General features: G+C 63.3%; 8 protein-coding genes. 3 read left to right on the top strand and 5 right to left on the bottom strand.

The annotated features are described in order from the left end of the window. Positions 1-4 precede the first annotated feature (4 nt). From ACQY7R_RS15805 to ACQY7R_RS15785, 5 genes are all read right to left on the bottom strand, one after another. Positions 5-3,121 (bottom strand): DUF1553 domain-containing protein, encoded by a 3,117-nt coding sequence (locus ACQY7R_RS15805; protein ID WP_428306553.1) that lies wholly within the window; start codon positions 3,119-3,121, stop codon positions 5-7. A gap of 447 nt (positions 3,122-3,568) precedes the next feature. After that, complete coding sequence (locus ACQY7R_RS15800; RefSeq protein ID WP_428306552.1) at positions 3,569-4,975, bottom strand: arylsulfatase; 1,407 nt, start codon at positions 4,973-4,975, stop codon at positions 3,569-3,571. 150 nt (positions 4,976-5,125) lie between these two features. Beyond that, a complete protein-coding gene (locus tag ACQY7R_RS15795; protein ID WP_428306551.1) occupies positions 5,126-6,589 on the bottom strand; it encodes a sulfatase-like hydrolase/transferase in 1,464 nt (487 codons plus the stop codon). A 98-nt stretch (positions 6,590-6,687) separates the two neighbouring features. After that, a complete protein-coding gene (locus ACQY7R_RS15790; protein ID WP_428306550.1) occupies positions 6,688-8,415 on the bottom strand; it encodes a hypothetical protein in 1,728 nt (575 codons plus the stop codon). After that, positions 8,415-8,921 (bottom strand): sigma-70 family RNA polymerase sigma factor, encoded by a 507-nt coding sequence (locus tag ACQY7R_RS15785; protein WP_428306549.1) that lies wholly within the window; start codon positions 8,919-8,921, stop codon positions 8,415-8,417. The genes ACQY7R_RS15790 and ACQY7R_RS15785 overlap by 1 nt, the downstream gene beginning before the upstream one ends. 541 nt (positions 8,922-9,462) lie before the next feature. Between ACQY7R_RS15785 and ACQY7R_RS15780 the strand changes: the two genes are divergently transcribed. The 3 genes from ACQY7R_RS15780 to ACQY7R_RS15770 all read left to right on the top strand — a co-directional run bounded on the left by ACQY7R_RS15780 (position 9,463) and on the right by ACQY7R_RS15770 (position 18,007). Beyond that, a complete protein-coding gene (locus ACQY7R_RS15780) occupies positions 9,463-10,485 on the top strand; it encodes a DUF1559 domain-containing protein (protein ID WP_428306548.1) in 1,023 nt (340 codons plus the stop codon). 130 nt (positions 10,486-10,615) lie between these two features. Next, positions 10,616-13,777, top strand: coding sequence for a dockerin type I domain-containing protein (locus tag ACQY7R_RS15775; RefSeq protein WP_428306547.1), 3,162 nt, complete (start codon positions 10,616-10,618; stop codon positions 13,775-13,777). Between the two features lie 162 nt (positions 13,778-13,939). Beyond that, positions 13,940-18,007 (top strand): sulfatase-like hydrolase/transferase, encoded by a 4,068-nt coding sequence (locus ACQY7R_RS15770; RefSeq protein WP_428306546.1) that lies wholly within the window; start codon positions 13,940-13,942, stop codon positions 18,005-18,007. Positions 18,008-18,009 lie beyond the last annotated feature (2 nt).

Raw genomic sequence — 18,009 nt, 5'->3', positions numbered from 1 at the left:
CTCGCTACTTATTGAGAGTCTCGTCGAGATTCATCAGTTCATTGACGACCATCGTCCACGCCGCGAGTTCCGCCTGCGGGACCTTGGCGTCGGCTTTCGTTTCGCCGACCTTCAGCAGTTGCTCCGCTTCGGCGGAGTTAGCGGCGTAAAACTCGGCCAATTGGTCGAGGCTCTGTTCGATAACCACTTGCTCCTCCGGCGTAAACTCACGCGCCAAGAGGCGGCTGGCGACAAACGACAAGCGATGCTTGAACGAAGGCGCCGCTTCGAGCAGCGACCGCTGGGCCAGTTGCCGGGCCGCTTCGACGTACTGCGGATCGTTGAGCGTGACGAGCGCTTGCAGCGGGGTATTGGTCCGCTCGCGCACGACGGTGCAGTGCTCGCGATTCGGGGCATTGAAGATATCCATCGATGCAGGCGGGGCGGAACGCTTCCAGAACGTGTACATGCTCCGACGGTAGAGCGCTTCGCCCGTATCTTGTTGGTAGTCGCGCGTGTTCGAACCGATCATCGCAACCGCTTCCCACACGCCCGGCGGTTGGTATGGCTTCACGCTCGGGCCGCCAATCTTCGGCGACAGCAAGCCGCTCGCCGCGAGGGCGTAGTCGCGGACCATTTCGGCGTCCATGCGGAACCGCGGGCCGCGCGAGAGGAGGCGATTGTCGGGATCGAGTTCCAGTTTCTCGGGCGTCGTTAGCGCACTCTGCCGGTAGGCGGAGCTCATCACCATCTGCTTAAAGAATCGCTTGACATCCCAGCCCGATTCGCGGAAGTCGACCGCTAACCAGTCGAGCAGCTCTGGATGCGACGGCAACTCGCCGGAAACGCCGAAGTCGCCGACGGAGCGTACGAGGCCTTGGCCGAACACTTCTTGCCAGAATCGATTGACCGTGACGCGCGCCGTCAGCGGATGGTCGGCGCGAATCAACCACTGGGCGAAGCCGAGCCGATTGCGCGGCAAATCGGCGGGGAAGCTCGGGAGGAACGCCGGCGTATCGGGCTGCACTTCGTCGAGCCGCTGATCGTATTCGCCGCGGTTGAGGATGTAGGCCTTCGCCATCTCGCCGCGTTCTTGCATGACGTGGGTAATCGTGCCGCGGGCCTGGATGTCGTTCCGCTCGCGGGTGAGCGCGTCGCGTTCGGCGGCGAGTCGTTTGCCGTCGTCGTCGACGTTCGCGAGCCACCAGCCGAATAGGGCGTCGGCGCTCGCGGCGTCGCGTTTCTCCGGTGGCGCGGCCACCAACGACGCAAAGAGCGACGCATTGGCGAGGGCGGTCGCTTCGCTGGGAGAGAGCGCGCGATCGTAGAGACGGACGTCTTCGACGCTCACGCCTGACAGAGGTGACGTGACGTGTCGCTGACCGACCTTCAGCGGCACCTCGGTGTGAATCGTTTCCGTCAGACTGTCGGCCTGGACGTTCGTCGGCTTTAACTCGCCGTTGACGTAAACTTGGATGCCGCTTGCCTTGCGGCTGCCGTCGTAGGTAACGGCAACGTGAACCCACACGTCGGCCGGCAACGCTTCACTGGTGACGGCCTTCAGCGCGTTCTCGGGCCACTTGTGAACGATGTGAGCGCCGACGCGGCGGCCTTCGACCCACATGTCCCAGCCGCGATAGTCTTTGCCGTCGTCCATGCGGGCGACGATCGACCCGCTGGCGTCGTTGCCGGGAAGCTTGACCCACGCTGCGGTCGAGAAGGGGCGATCGCCTTCGAAATCGCCAGCTTTCGCTACCTCGAGCGCGGAACCTTGGTTGAGGTAAGCGGCCTTCGCGCCGGTCTTACCGTCTCGCCATTCGACGGTGGCATTGCGTTGGACCGAAGTCTTCTGGCCATCGAGCGTGTAGGAAACTTCATCGCCGCCGTCGTTGAGCGACGCTAGCAGGTGCAGGCCGGACGAGGGAATCCAACACTCGGCGTCTTCGCGTTTCGACTTGGCGAGCCATTCGTCGAATGCCGGCCGCGCCCCATCGCGGCGAGCGGCGACGGCTTGTTCCGCAGCGGGGACGAGGCCCTGCAACTCGTCCCACCGCGGCAGATCGGCTTCCAGCGGCACCATCACGATGGGCGGCGTATCTTTCACATTGCCGTCCATTGGCGCTTGCGTCGTGTTGTTGAAGAACGCCGACAGCGAGTAGAACTCGCGCTGCGACAGCGGGTCGAACTTGTGGTCGTGGCAAACGGCGCAACCAGCCGTCAGGCCGAGCCAAACCTGAGCGGTCGTGTCGGTTCGATCGCGCGTGTAGAGGACGGCGTACTCTTCGTCGATCGCGCCACCTTCGCTGGTTGTGATGTTGCAGCGATTAAATCCGGAGCCGATCTGCTGATCGAGTGAGCGTTTCGGCAGCAAATCGCCGGCGAGGTTCTCGATCGTAAACTGATCGAACGGCATGTTCTTGTTGAACGCCTTGATCACCCAGTCGCGGTACGACCACATCTCGCGATAGTTGTCGATGTGGATGCCATGCGTGTCGCCGTAGCGGGCCGCGTCGAGCCAGTAGCGGCCGCGATGTTCGCCCCACTTCGGCGAAGCAAGCAGCCGATCGACGTACTTTTCGTAGGCGTCGGTCGATTCGTCGGCAATGAACTCTTCAACTTGCTCAGGAGCCGGCGGCAAACCGGTGAGGTCGAGCGCGACGCGACGAGCGAGCGTGCGGCGGTCGGCTTCGGGCGCTGGCGCAAGTCCCGTCGCCTGCAGCTTGGCGAGCACAAACGCATCGATGGGGTTACGAATCCAATCTGCTTGCTGCGCCGCGGTGGGAGGAGTCGGCCGCGTCGGCGCGATCAGCGACCAATGGGCCTCGTATTCGGCGCCCTCTTCGATCCAGCGAACGAGCGTTGCCTTCTGTTCGTCGGTGAGGTGCTTTTTCGTTTCGGGCGGCGGCATAACCTCCGATTCATCCTCGCTGAGGATGCGGCGAATCATTTCGCTAGAATCGGGATCGCCCGGGACGATTGCCGCCATCTCGACGGCGTCAGCTTGCCGGTCGAGCCGCAAACCAGCTTGTCGTGAGGCGCTGTCGGGGCCGTGGCACGAGATGCAGGCGTCGATCAAGATCGGCCGCACGTCGCGGTTGTATTCCAGAGGTGCTTCCGCAGCGTGGCTGGCTGCGGCGAGCATCGCCCAGCCGAAAGCCAGTGCCAGCGCCTGCGCGTGACGCGCCAGCGGCCAATGGCTGCGTTGAAGAAGTGAGCGGGCCGATATCGAAACAAGATGGAAACGTGCCATGACACCCAAGCAAGCTAGCGGCTAGTTGTCAGCGTGAAGTGAACGAGTCGATGAGAGAGGTTGATAAGACGGCGCAACCGCGATTCGTTCACGTCACCATTGTTCCCGGGGAGGCCACGATCGGCCAGTTCCGGGCTGTGTCCATTCTAATCGATCGCAGGCGTTTAGAAACGGCATGCAGCGTTAACAAATCGCACGGAGGCGACGCGCGTCGACACTTGCGCCTTACTGGAATTATTCCAAATGCGCATAAATGCAGGGCCCAGCAGCCGGAATGAAGGGGAATTTCGCGCTATTTCGAAATGTCGTGAAAATTGCGAAAAAGCCAGTAAGGATTCGTCAGCCGCCGAAGTCGCCCCAGATCGCCGGCGCGTTGTACGCCGCGGGTCGCGGCATCGCTTGCGGCGGGACAGCCTCGTCTGAGAATTCCAGCAACAGCTTGCGCAACTCCGCGACGCGCTCTGGGTGCTCGGCCGCGAGATTTTTCTGCTCGTAGGGATCGTCGTTGAGGTTGAAGAGTTCCGTCGCTTCGCGGCCGAGGTATTGCGCCTGCTTTTTCTTGTTGCCCTTCGCGCGAGGTTGCACCGCGTTTGCACGAGCAATGAGCTTCCATGCGCCCGCGCGAATGGCGCCTTCAGTTGGCGTCGTGTTCAGCAAGATCGCATCGTGCGGCGAGGGGGCGCCGTCGGCGAGCGTCGCTGACGCGTCGAGGCCGTCGAGCGGTTGGTCGCTCGTCGGCGTGGCGCCGCAGAGCTTGTCGAGCGTCGGCCGCCAGTCGACGGCGTGAAGCGATTCGGTAATCGTCGATCCCGGCTTGATGTGTCCCGGCCAGACGGCGAAGGCGGCTACGCGGACGCCGCCCTCGTAGAGGCCTCCCTTGCCGCCGCGATACTTGCCGTTGTCAGTGATTTTGCCGGGGCTCGGGCCGCCGTTGTCGCTGGAGAAAATGAAAATCGTGTTGTCGCGGACGCCAGCCTTGTCGACGGCGGCGATCACTTCGCCGATCGCCGCGTCGGTGGCGGTGAGCATCGCGGCGTAGTTGCGGCGCTGGCCCTTCAATTGCGGGTAGGCATCGACGCCACCTTTCGGCGGCTGATAGGGCGAATGGACCGCGTTGAACGGCACGTAGGCGAAGAATGGGCGCTTGCCGGCGTTTTGCGCGACGAACTCCGCCGCCTTCTCGCCGACGAGCGCGGTTGAATAGCCTTCGTCGCGGCAAGTCTGCCCGTCGCTGTGCCAATCGAATCCGCCGTCGCGATCGTGCGTGAAGTAGTCGAGCGCGCCGTTGTAGTGGCCATACTGACGCGTGAAGCCGCGCTGCATCGGCAACTGCTCTTTCGCAGCATGCCCCAAGTGCCATTTGCCGAAGATACCGGTCGCATAGCCCGCGGCCTTCAAGTCGTCGGCGATCGTTCGCTCATCGAGCGGCAAGCCATGTTGCGCCCAAGGCTTCACGACGCCCGACTGTAGGCCGTGCCGCATCGGGTAGCGGCCCGTCAACAGGGCCGCGCGGGTGGGGCTGCAGACAGGCTGAACGTAGTAAGCGTCGAGCGTGGCGCCGGTCGCGGCGAGCTTGTCGATGTGCGGCGTTTTGATCTCTTGGCCGCCCATGAAGCCGCAGTCGTTGCGGCCGAGATCGTCGATCAGGAAGTAGATCACGTTGGGCGGCGCGTCGGCCGCCGTGGCGATCGAAGCCGTTAGTGACAAGTACAGCAGCGAGGCAACGAGTAGTGCCGTGTGTTTCATGGCGACTTAATGAATTGAGTGCGGGGCTAACTGCCAAGCGTGTTCCGGACCACTCCCGTGGGGATGGGAGTGGGGGGCAACTCTGGCGCCAGCTACCGCACGTCTCCCGCGCCCTTCCCATGAAGGGGAGGGGACCTCAACATTTAAACCCTACGGCGTCGCCGCGGTTGCGGAAGAAGATGCTGAAAGAGCAGCCGCAGATACCTTTGTGCGGCCATCTCCTTCAACGTCGCGGCGCCAACGCTGAACTTCCTTCGTCAGCGACGTCACGAGTTCGGGATGCTGCTGTGCCAAATTGTGCTGTTCGCACGGATCGGCCGTGATATCAAACAGCTCGGGATTGGAGCCGTCAAATTTGACGAGCAGTTTCCACTGCCCGTCGCGGATGGCCAGATCAGGCCGACCCGGACTCCGCTTCTTTTTCGCAGATGGCGGGCGAATCCAGCAAAGCGTTCCGTTGCGCATTTGCTGCTCGCCGCCGAGTAGCGATGCGCTGAGGTCTTCACCGTCGAACGCAGTCTCTGCAGGCGGGGAAACGTCTACGAGCGTGAGCAGCGACGTGACGACGTCGATCGAGGAAATCACTGTCTTGTTGTTCTCGCCGCCGATCGCTTCTTGGTGAAGCAGCCCGGGGCCCCACACCACCAACGGCGCCCGGATGCCCCCTTCGTAAAGAATCCCCTTCGAGCCGCGCAGCTCGCCGCCATCGCCGGCGCCAGGCTCGAAGCCATTATCACTAGCGACGAGAATCAGCGTGTTGTTCTTCAGCTTGTCGTCGTTGCGAATGCGATCGAACAGCGGAGCAAGCTGGCGATCCATGTTTTCGAGCACGGCGAGATAGCGCTCGCGTTTGCTTGAATCACTCGAGACCTTCTCGGGCGGATGAAGCGGCGTGTGGACGTCGTCGGGCCAGACGTTGACGTAGAATGGCTTACCGTTGGCTTCGGCCTGTTCAATGAACTTGATCGCTCGGCCGACGTACTTGCCCGTTTGCTGGCTACGGTTGATCCACTCGACCCTACCGCGACCGAGCTTCGCACTTGCTTGGCCAAGCTGTAGCTTCCGCAATTTCTCGCCATTGTGATCATCGAGTAGCGGCAGCATACGATCACCGAGGCCTTCGAACTGCGTCAGCGATTCGTCGAAGCCATACTCGGTGATCAGCGGAGCATCGCCCACGTCGCGACCGCCGCCGAGATGCCACTTGCCGAAGTGACCGGTCGCGTAGCCCGCCGACTGCAGCGATCGGGCGAGCGTCGGCGCCGCGGGGTCGAGCCAATTCGGAATGCCGCGGACTTCGTTCTCTTTACGCGAAGCGATGAATGTCGTGATGCCCCACCGCGAAGGGTACTGGCCAGTCGTGATCGCGACGCGCGACGGCGAGCAGATCGGGGCGTTCACGTAAAACTGCGTGAATCGCACGCCTTCGCGGCAGAGCTGGTCGATGTTCGGCGTGCGCGGGTGATCGTCGGCGAAGAACGGGAAGTCGGCGTAGCCGGCGTCGTCGACGTAGACCATCACGATGTTGGGGCGCGACGGTTCAGCGGCCTGCGTGAGGGCGACTTCCAGAAGGCAGTAGACGCAGGCGAGAGCCAGGGCCGAAATGTAACGCATGAATCTCAGTGACACGACGACCCTTCAGTTGCTGCCCAATACCGCCAGTTGATCCGTCGAATCAGTTCGATGCGTGCGCCGCTCGCTTGATTGCGTCGCTAGGCTGCAGGTTGCGGTTTCAGCTCAATCTTGTACTTATTGCTCAGATAGCCGGTGACGGCGCGGAGTGCATCGCCTTCCAGGGCGCTGTTGAAGATCATCAGCTCGCCCAAGTCGCCGGCAAAGAAGAACTTCATGAATCCATGTCGGCCGATTGTTTTCCGTGACGTTACGCCGGCAGGGCGCAGCGCGGGTTTCTGGTCGATCAATTCGCCGTTGATCCACAGCGAAGCCAAGTGCTTGTCGAGGTCGTAGCGGTAGACCAATACGACCGGCACGCCGACGCCGATGGGCGGCGAGTACATTTCGGCTTCAGAAACGTCCTTGCCGTCGAGTCGGCCGGCGAACAGCTTGCCGCCGAGGCTCGTCGGCTTGAAGCCGAAGTCCAAGGGTTCGCCGATTTGCAGCACGCCTGGTTCGTAGGTGCTGCTCACCAAACGATGCGGCGGGCCGTTGTAGTTGAGAATCTGTCCGCCTCGTTTGCGTCCCGGGCGCTCGGCGGCCTCGCTAAACTGGCAGACCATGACGATCGTTTGGTTGTCGGTCGTTTCGAGCGGGGTCGTGACCAGGAATTCGTCCGTGCCGTTGAAGCTAAGCGCAGGCTTGCCGTTGATGCCGTTCGCGACCAGCTTGGGTTGCGCGGCACGTTGCGGCTGGAAGGCGTCCTCCGCGGTGACGTTGTCGCCAAAGAGGATGTCGGACCACGCCACGACCCCGTCTCCGTCTTGTGGTCGCGCCGAAAGGTCGGCCGCAAGCCAGAGCGCTAGGCCGCTGCGATCGGGCAAGAAGTCGTAGTCGGCCCTGCGAACCGACACCGGCTCGGTGCGAGCGAACAGCGCACCGTTGGAGGCGATCTTGCTCGGTTCTTCGGCGTCGCTGTTGTACTTTAGCGCGTGGTTCGCGGTGAGGCGCGTCAACTCGCCTTCGTGTCCATCGTGCTGGTCGACGCTCCGCGACAAGACTTCTCCGGAGAAAACGTGAACTTCGGAGTCGCCGCTCGCGTCGACATTGACGCCGAACACCGTGCCGAGGTCGATCACCTCCGCATTGGGCGAGCGAATGCGGAAGCCATACGCCCGCTTCGGCGCCGTGACGGCGACGCCGCCGCTGCGAATCGTGCCGTGCATCGCGCTGTCGACGACAAAGTCGCACGGGCCTTGCAGCACCGCTTCAGCGCCGCTTTCGAACGTAACGCGAACGACGCCGGCCTTCAATTTGATTTGCGTTCCCGCCTCCAACTGCTGGCCGTAGTCGAGCGGGGCGGCGTTCTCAGCCCACTCGCACTTGTCTCGATCGAGATGCGTGAGCGTCGCGACGATCGAGGCGTCGACCTCTTCGGGGGGCGATTCGTCGATGGCTTCGAGAATGGCTTGCTCGGGCGTTGCGGCTGATTGTTCCGCCACTTGCGCGCCGTCTCGCGATGGGGTTCCCAGCGAGTAAGCCATGGCTGCAATCAGCAGCGACGCCGCGAGAACGGCGAACCAACCCCACCGTGCCGTGCGACCGCCCGTAGGGGCAGGCAAGCGGTTGACGGGGGCTGTTTCCTGCAGCACTTGCTGCAGCAATTCGCCCTGCAGCGCTTCGCGGGTCCAGGTCTGCAGGGCCATCCACTCGAGGAAGGTCGCGGCATTATTCGCGTCGGCGGCGATCCATTCCTCAAGCGCGAGAAACTGCTCAGCGCTCAAATCGCCATCGAGGTATCCATTAAATAAGTCTTTCGGGGGCATCAGTGCGTCACCCTTTCCTGAGCAATCCGCCGCGACACGCATTCCTCGAGCGTCGCTCGCACGCGGTGCAGCATAATTTTGACGGCGTTGCCCGTCATTTCGAGCTCGCCGGCGATGTCGGCGATCGAGCGTTCGCCCGTGTAGCGCAAGTCGAGCACCCGCCGCCGCCGGCCGACGATGCGGGCCAGGCAATGGCGGAGCGCCTCGCGCTTGAGGCTCCCCTCTTCCTGAGCTAGCTTCTCGGCCGCGTCGCCCAGCGTTTGCAACGTCGCGTCTGAAAAATGCTGGCGGTCGCGGGCCTGCTCCCGGAAGTAGAGCAGGGCCCGATTGCGGGCGATGCCAATCGACCACGCCAAAAACGACCGCTCAGGTTCGTACGTGTGGTACTTCGTGGCGACGGCGACCGCGACTTCCTGCAGCAGATCTTCTGCGCGGTGGAAATCGTAGATGGTTGCCGTGAGGTACGCGAAGACCGCCGGACGCGCCTGCTCCCAGAGCGCGGCCAAACGAGCCCGCTCCTCGTTGGCTGCATCAGATTTGCTAGTAGGTCTCGCGCCGCTCATGGATCGCCAGCAAATTCACTGGTCCGCCGGATGATTTGCTATGTCCTGTAGTCTCTTAACGGGAAGCCGCCCGGGGTTACTCCGAATCGGCGAAAAAGTGTGAAGTCTCGGTGAATGTGCGGGAAACTGGCCGCCATTATAGCGTTTTCGGCGCCCTGTTTGCGAAGCGGCGACCCTCCCTCCCGCCGGTCGGCGCTGCCGACCCCCGCAACCTGCCGAAAAGTTCCCGCCAGCAATGATTTTCTGCGTAACCCCCCGTCTCGCCCCGTTAAGTACTCTCGAAAGGGCGTGTGCGAAGCCCGAACAGCGACCTTCGGCCCCGCCGGGACAGACGGGGAGGGGGAAGGGTTCTCCCAGGTCGCTCGCAGGGGCGTCCTCTCGTTTGCCAAGCGGGGCAGCCGCTTGGCGAGCATTGAGAGCGGCGTCGGCAGTGGGGCAACACTGCGATGCGGGACTTCTCGTCGATCAGCACACGCGCGGCGGCATGCACAACTCTCCGAAGCGGGCGGCGTTCACGCTCGTCGAACTTCTCGTCGTCATTGCGATCATCGGCGTCCTGGTGGCGCTCCTCTTGCCCGCTGTACAGGCGGCGCGTGAAGCGGCGCGGCGGTCGACGTGCTTGAACAACATTCGGCAGTACAGCTTGGCCGCGCAGAACTTTGAATCGGCGATGGGGCACTTGCCCGTTGCGGCGGGGCGGAAGGGCAAGAACGGGAGCGACTTCGGTAACACTCGCGACAAAACGGTCCCGCTTCAGTTGCTTCCATACATGGAGCAGTCTTCGCTCTCAGGTCGGTTCAATCCGGCATTAGCGCTGGCTGATCAGATGGTGATGTTTCAGCAGCCCGATCCGGCATTTCAGTGCCCGTCGGCCGAGCAGCAGAAAGTGCTTTGGGCCGCTGGTAACGACGCCAATGGCGACTACAAGACTAGCTACGGCATCAATTGGGGTAGCTTTCGCTGGAGCAATCAAACGGCGCCAACAGGCACTGGCTTTCCTGGCATGCCGAACATCGGTGGACCCGGCCCGTTCGAACTCGACGCCAACGGCGATGGCGCGCCAATCGCTATGAAGCACATTACCGATGGTCTCTCTAATACGTACTTTTCACTCGAAATGATCCCAGCTCCATCGGGCAGCGCTGCCGCTGAACTTGATCGTCGTGCCCGAAACTGGACCCCTGCGGCGTCTACGCACCAGATCTCGACGCTGCTCGTTCCCAATTCCAAACGCTGCAGTGCGGTGAACGCCGCTCCCGACGACGCAACCGGCTGCGGGAGCGACGTCGGAGTCTGCATCGATCGCCCGGAGATGGGATTGCCCTGTCAGCCCTTGGCTGAAGCGAACTTCGCCCAATTCACGCTCGGCGCCCGCAGCAACCACCCCGGCGGCGTGCACGTTTCGATGTGCGACGCCTCGGGCAGATTGATCACCGACGGCATCGACCTGATGGCGTGGCGCTCGATGTCGAGCCGCGCGGGAGATGAAGTCGTTTCGGCGAACTGACGCCGCGCCCTTTTCACTATCTCATCTGCAGCACAACGTAATCAAACTCTCTTCGCATGACGGCGGCCGCCGAGTGCGACTCGCACTATCCGCGCCGCAGGCGGCGCCAAATCCAGGCTGGAGGATCATGATGAATTACCAACGGACGAAAAAAGCGGCGGCCCTCGCGGCGGCTTGCGCGATTTTAAGCGGCCCGCAAGCTTGGGGCGCCAACCTGATTTGGAACAAGACGACCGGCAACTTTCAGGATGCCAACGCCTGGTCGTACACCAACAGCGGCGCCGAAGCGCAGACCACGGATCCTTTCGCTTTCCCTGGTCAGGGAGGCATTCCCGGTGCGAACGTTCTGTATGTAGTCAACAACGGCGACACGACGCTCAACACTACCTCGGCGATCAACGGCGCCGGCAACGAAAACTTAGTGTATAGCGTTCAAGTTGGCAGCAACGCCGGCGCCGCGAATGTGGCAGGCCCCAACGATCACCGTGGCGCCGGTACGTTGCGAGTGACTGGCAACACGCCGCTGTTGGTCTACTACGCGGCGCCTCCTGCCAGTGAGCCCTATGGCCAGTTCGTCGTCGGCGCGAATGCTCCGACTGCAGGAACGGTGGTTTGGGACAGCACGAACGCGCTCACAGTTCACGGCGCCATGCGCGTCGGCCAGGGGGGAACTGGCACGTTCACGCAGAACAACGGCACGGTTCACACCGGCATCAATACCGCTGCGAGCGGCGTCTTCTTCGCCGTGGGGAACGGTTCGAGCGGCACGTACAATTTGAACAACGGCATCCTGAACGTCGGTGCGGCGCTCGATTCCCCAACGAGCCAAGAAGTTCGCCGCAATAGTCGCATTGGCGCCGGCGCGAGCGGCGTAGGCGTCATGAACATTGGCGACGGCACGGGCGCCGCCGCTTCGGCGAAGTACGCCACTTGGGATGACTTCACGGTCGGCCACAGCGGCGCCACCGGCACGATCAACATCAAGTCCGACGGTCGTTTGGAAGTCAACTACGCCGCGCTCAACGGCGCTGCCGGCGGCGGCGCTGGCGCGACGGCGCCGTTCCTCGTCAACACTGGCCAGATCAATCAGCAAGGGGGCTCGTTCGACGCCGACGGCATCGTCCAACTCGGCATGGTTGGCGCCTCCTCTTACAACGTCACCGGTTCGACTGGCTCGATCAACATGCGGGCGTTGGAAGTTGGCGCCACGGGGACGCTCAAATTCACATTCGACGCGGGGGGCGTCACGCCGTTTGTCGTCGAAGGCGATACCAACACCGCGGGCGACACCGCCAAGGGGCTGACCTTGGCGGCGACCTCCGCGCTCAGCCTCAACTCGTTCAACGCGTACAACTCGAACAGCACCCTCACGCTCGTCAACTCGCTCGATTCGACGGTATTGGCGGTCGGCACGTTCGGCAACTACACGCAGGGGCAGTCGGTTGGCACCAACGCCCTCGGCACGCAGTTCTACCTCAACTACTACGGCGGCGTGGATAACAACGACATCGTTCTGCAGACCACGACGCCCGGCAGCTTGACGAGCGGCCTGGTGTGGAACACGACGTCGGCGAATTTCACGGCTGGCTTTGCCAGCGGCAACGGCAACTACGGCGTCGGCACGTTCCCCGCGAATCCCTTCAGCGGCGGCCAGGAACTTTACCTCGGCAACAACGGCGTTGCCGCGCTCAGCGGCGCTACGAGCGAATCGGTCGCGCTGCTGCATGTCGGCACCGATCAGGCCTCGGCCCGCATCGCCAATCGCGACGGCAACGGTACGGTGAACGCGACCGGTTCGGTGAGTCTCAAGTCGAGCGCCACGGGCGGCGCTGGCGACGTCATCGTCGGTTCCGGCGGTCAGAGCGGTACGATCAACTGGGGGAGCACGGGCACGCTTGAAGCGGAAGCGAAGCTGTGGGTCGGCGATGGCGGCACGGGCGTCGTCACTCAAACCGCAGGCATCGTTAGCGGTGGTACCACGGTTGCGGGAACTTTCCTCGCCGTCGGTCACGGCGCGGGGGGCAGCGGCACGTACAACCTCAACAATGGCCAATTCCGGCCGACCGGCACGCTCGATAACGCGCTCGGACGCGTTACGGCGATTGGCGATCTGGGGGCCACTGGCACGCTCAACGTCGGCGATGGAACCGGCGCCGCCGGATCCGCGCTGCTGGAAGCGAACAACGATCTACTGATCGGCCGCGACGGCGGCACAGGAACGCTCAACGTGAAGTCGGATGGCCGCATCCGCCTCGACAGCGTTACCGGCGGCGTCGGCGGCAATGCTGAGCTTAACGTCGGCAATGGCAGTACCGGCACGGTGGTACAGACTGGCGGTTCAGTTTCGACGACTGACCTCATTCGCATCGGCGTTGGCGCCGGCAGCGTCGGCTCGTACACCATCAGTGGCGGCACGCTCGACGGCGCCACGGATGGAACGGGCGCCTTCCAAATCGGTCGACAAGGCGCCACCGGCACGCTTCGCATTGAAGGGACTGGCAAGGTGACTCACGGCGCCGAGTTCTTCGTCGGCAACGAAACAAACACCGGCGGCACCGGTCGCCTGGAACTTATTGGCAGCCAGGCCGGCTTGCAGATCGGGAAACTTGAGAACGCCCCCGGCGGCGTCGCCGGCGTGAACGAGATCATCCGCTGGGTCGCTGATGCGAACGGCGTCACGCCGATGGTCGTCACCGGCGCCGGTCCGACGGCAGCCAGCGTTCAGCTGCAAGATCCCACCGAAGTCACCGCGAACACCGGTTCAGGCGCCACGCTCTCGGGCGATGGCATCGCGCTCGAACTAAACCTCTCTGCCTTCACCAGCAGCGGCATCCTGAAGCTGATTGATAACCAGACCGCCGAAGCCGTCACTGGCTTCTTCGAGAATGGCAGCTCGCTTGACCTCTTTGAAGAAGGGGCGTTGATCACTGGCACCGGTTACGCCGGCACGGTGAACATCAGCTACATCGGCGGCGATGGCAACGACGTCGTGCTGAACCTGGTGGGCAGCATCGTGAACAATGCTGACTTCAACGGCGATGGCAAGGTTGACGGCGCAGACTTCCTGTCGTGGCAACGCGGCTTCGGCGTCAACAGCGGCGCGACGCTGGCCCAGGGCGATGCGAACGGCGATGGCGCCGTCAACGCGGCCGACCTCACGATTTGGAAGGGCCAGTTCGGCGTCCCGGCGCAAATCGCCGCGGCCGCCGTGCCGGAACCCCACTCGATCGCTCTGGCGTCGGCGGCATTCGGCTTGATCGCCGTTGCCCGTCGCCGCGGCGTTCGTCGCTAGTCGGTTCGAGAACACGTTAGAAACTTTTTTCACGACGACAACGACTCCCCACGTTCGCTTGGTCGAGGCTGCTCGGGGCAGAGAGCCTGGCGAAGCGGACGTGGGGTTGTCTGCGTTTAGAGAGCGATCCCTATCACCATCGTCCATTTCGGAAATGCCTTGTTGCTTACCCGGTACGCCATACTTCTGCTGCTTTCCGTCGCGACGATCGCCTTGCCGCAGGCGAACGCCGCTGCGCCGAACATCGTCATCATCAACATGGATGATTTCGGCTGGGGCGACTTCGGGGCCTACGGCAGCGCCTACGCGCAAACGCCGAATGTCGACCGCCTGGCAGCGGACGGGTTGAAGTTCACGCAGTTCTACTCGGGGGCGCCGATTTGCTCGCCGTCGCGGGCGACGCTCTTTACCGGCCAGTACGCAGCTCGGTCGGGGATCAACTCGTTCATCGACAGCTCGGCGTCGAATCTCGCGCGCGACAACGCGAACAGTCTGCCGCTTACGTCGCCGTCTATGGCTCGCGCGTTCCAGGATGGTGGGTACGCGACGGGGCATTTCGGCAAGTGGCATCTCGGCGGCGGTCGCGACGTTGGCTACGAAGTCGGAACCACTGCCGGTACGAACGTCACGGCGCCGCGCATCGTCGACTATGGCTACGACGAAGCCTGGACGCAGTTCGAGGGCCTCGGCAATCGCATCATCAACGTCGAACCGTACGGCGGCACGGCGGCGGGCGTTACGACTCAGCCCAGCAACTATTTCAACGGCCTCAACCAGCAGAGCGACGCCCGCGGTACGGGCGGCGGCCTGGATGAAATCGTTTACCTCGAACGCCAGTATAACGCGACGTTCATGATCGACCGGGCGATCGACTTTCTCGATCAGTCGAAGGCGGCCGATCCGAATCAGCCGGTCTTCATGAACGTCTGGCTCGACGAATCGCATACGCCGCACGTCCCGCCGGCGGCGCTACAGGCCAAGTACAACGCCCTCTATCCGAGTTTGCCGGCCGAGTCGCGCGATTATCTTGCGATCCTTGAATACGCCGACGAACAGATTGGCCGCCTGATCGATCACATCGACCAGCAAGGTCTCGGCGAAGAGACGCTCATTCTCGTGATGGCCGACAATGGCGCCGTCGGGGCGAACGCGAACAGCATCGGGTCGAACGGGCCCTTCCGCGGTTCGAAGGGCTCGATGTTCGAAGGGGGCTTCCGCGAGCCGCTGATCGCTCGCTGGACCGGCAATGTTGCCGCGGGCCGGACCGACGACGACACAGTCATTTGGGGCGCCGACATGTTGCCGACGCTGCTCGGGATCGCCGGCGTCGACGCACAGGCGGGCGCTGCGTTCGATGGCGAGAACATGAGTCAGGCGTTGCTCAGCGGCCAATCGCAGACGCGCACGACGCCGCTGTTCTGGAATATGAACCGCGGCACGGAAGATCGCCACGTGAACCCGAATCCCGCCGGCGCAGGCGCCAACGGCCAAGAAGCCTTTGCGATTCGTTCGGGCAATTGGAAGCTGCTGCTCAACGCCGACGGCACGGCGCCCGAACTCTACAACCTCGCCAACGACGTCGGCGAGACGAACAATCTCGCTACGTCGCAGCCTGCCGTCGTGCAAGATCTCGCGAGCCAAGGTCTCGCGATTCGCTATTCAACGCCGTCGCGGAATCTGCCCGACACGGCGACGCCGATCGTGCGGCTCAAGGCGCAAGACCTCGCTGCACTCGGCAACGGCGCTCCGGTCGGTGCGTGGAGCGATTCGGCCACCGGCGATTCATTCAACGGCACGGTGTCGCAAGCGAACGCGGCGAATCGGCCGACGCTCGCCGCCGGCGCTCTGAACGGCAAGGCGGTGGTGACGTTCGACGGCGACGATGCGTTGCAATCATCGACTTCCAACTCGTTGCCGACGCCAGGACAGGGGATCACTGTCTTTGCCGTGACGACCAGCGATACTTCGGGCGCCACGGCGGAGCGGCTCGGCCAAATCGGCCGCAGCAACGGCGCCGCGGGTAGCGTCGCCGGTTTGGATGTTTCGAACACGCCGACAACGACCGCGAACGGCGGCGCCGGCTTCCGCTACAACGACGGTTCGTCGCTTTACGACACGCCGCTCGCCGATTCCGGATTTCACATCGTCGTGTGGCAAGTCGACGACGGGCAGGCCTATTCCGACGCCAAGCTGTTCGTCGACGGCACGCTGCCGGCCAACACGTTCACCGGCAGCGGCAGCACGACGCTGAGCACTGCCTTCAGCGGCAACGACCTCGAACTGTTGCTCGGCACGGGGCGGTCGGCGAGCGGCTCGTTGCTGACGACCGACTACTTCAGCGGGCAACTTGCAGAGTTCGTCGTCTTCAACGATCAGCTTTCGGTGGGGCAGATTAACCTCGTCGCCAACTACCTCAGCAGCGAGTACGCGCTGCCGTTCGCTTACGACACGACGCTTAACGTCTTTGATATCGACGGTCTCGCGTGGACGGGCGGCACGGCCAACTTCACGGCGGCGTGGAATGCCGGCAATGGTTCAGGCGGTCCCGCGCCGAATGCGACCAGCCCCTTCAGCGACGGCGGGCAGGCGCTGTTTCTCGGCAACGGCGGTACGGCGCAGTTCAACGATTCGACCGTGATCTCACCCACCGATCGCATTCAATCGCTGCGCGTCGGTACTGCTCATGCCGGGTTGATCATCGACAACGCCCAAGGCGACGGCACGCTGATCGCCTCGGGATCAAAGAGTCTCACCATCGGCAATGGCGCCGTGCCGACCGGCAGTAGCGAGACGGGCGACGTCATCGTCGGCGAAGCAGGGTACAACGGCGCCGTTACATGGGGGAGCAGCGGCACGTTGAAGATCGAGGGACGCCTTCGCATCGGGCAAGGAGGCACGGGCGTCTTCACGCAAACCGCCGGCACGGTGTCGGCGGGCGACGTCGGCGGCACGCTTAAGTTCCTTGGCGTCGGCAACGGCGCCGGCTCGCACGGAACTTACAACCTAAACAACGGCCGGCTGCAGACCGGCGGCGGACTGAGCGGCGTCGAACTCCGCCAGCTGCGCATTGGCGCGGCGGGGGGCGTCGGCGTGGTGAACGTTGGCGACGGCACGGGCGCTGCCGGCACGGCGCGGTTCGAGTCTCGCGACGATATTTTCGTCGGCCAGGACGGCGGCGACGGCACGTTGACGATCAAATCTGACGGCGCCATTGTGCTGCAAGGAAGCAACGCCGAATTCCACGTCGCCAATGCCAACGGCGCGACTGGCCTCGTGATGCAAAGCGGCGGCAGCGTCAGCACGCAGGCGATGTTCGGGGTCGCGACAGGCGCTGGCTCCTATGGCGAGTATCAACTCAGCGGCGGCACCGTCACGGCTTCGGGACTGTTGCGCATCGCCGCCACCGGTTCCACCGGAAAGCTGCAGGTGAGCGGCACAGGGTCGCTGACGTCGTCGGGAAACATCTATGTTGGCCACGGCGACTACGCGGGCTCGCAGGGAACGCTCGAACTCGTCGGCAGCGACGCTTTCATCCAAGTCGGCCGGCTGCAAAACGCCCTTGGCGTCGATGAAACAATCCGCTGGGTCGCCGATGCCGATGGCGTGACGCCGCTCAACATCGTCGGATCCGGCGGCGTCGAACGGGTGCAACTCCAAAGTCCGATCGAAGTCGCGGCGAACACCGGCGCCAACGGTCAGGGCAATCTCCGCGGCGACGGCATCGCGCTGTCGCTCGATCTGTCAGCGATCACTGTCAGCCGCACTGTCACGCTCGTTAACAATCTCACGACGCAGGCTGTTACCGGTTTCTTCGAGAATGGTCTGACCGGCAACCTTTACGAACAAGGTGAGCAGATTCTCGGCACCGGGTTCCACGGCACGGTCTCGATCAGCTACGTCGGCGGCACTGGGAACGACGTGGTGCTCAGCCTCGTCGCTTCGCCGTTCTCGCGTGCTGACTTCGATTTCGACGGTGACGTCGATGGGGCCGACTTCCTGGCTTGGCAGCGCGGTTACGGGCAAGCGACGCCCGGCGATGCCGACGGCAACGGGGTCGTCGATGCCGCCGATCTGGCGATTTGGAAAAACGAGTTCGGCTCGGCCGTCGTTGCCGCCGCGACTCCAGCAAATGCCACGGTCCCTGAGCCGAGCGGTTTGCTGCTCGCTATGATGGCCGGGTTGCTGCTGCAGCGATTCCGATCATCATATGTTGTGGAACTCGAGCATTAGCT

Origin of the sequence: Lacipirellula sp. (assembly GCF_965279485.1) — a bacterium.
Taxonomy (GTDB): domain Bacteria; phylum Planctomycetota; class Planctomycetia; order Pirellulales; family Lacipirellulaceae; genus Lacipirellula.
This window is presented reverse-complemented; position numbering and strand designations above follow the sequence as displayed.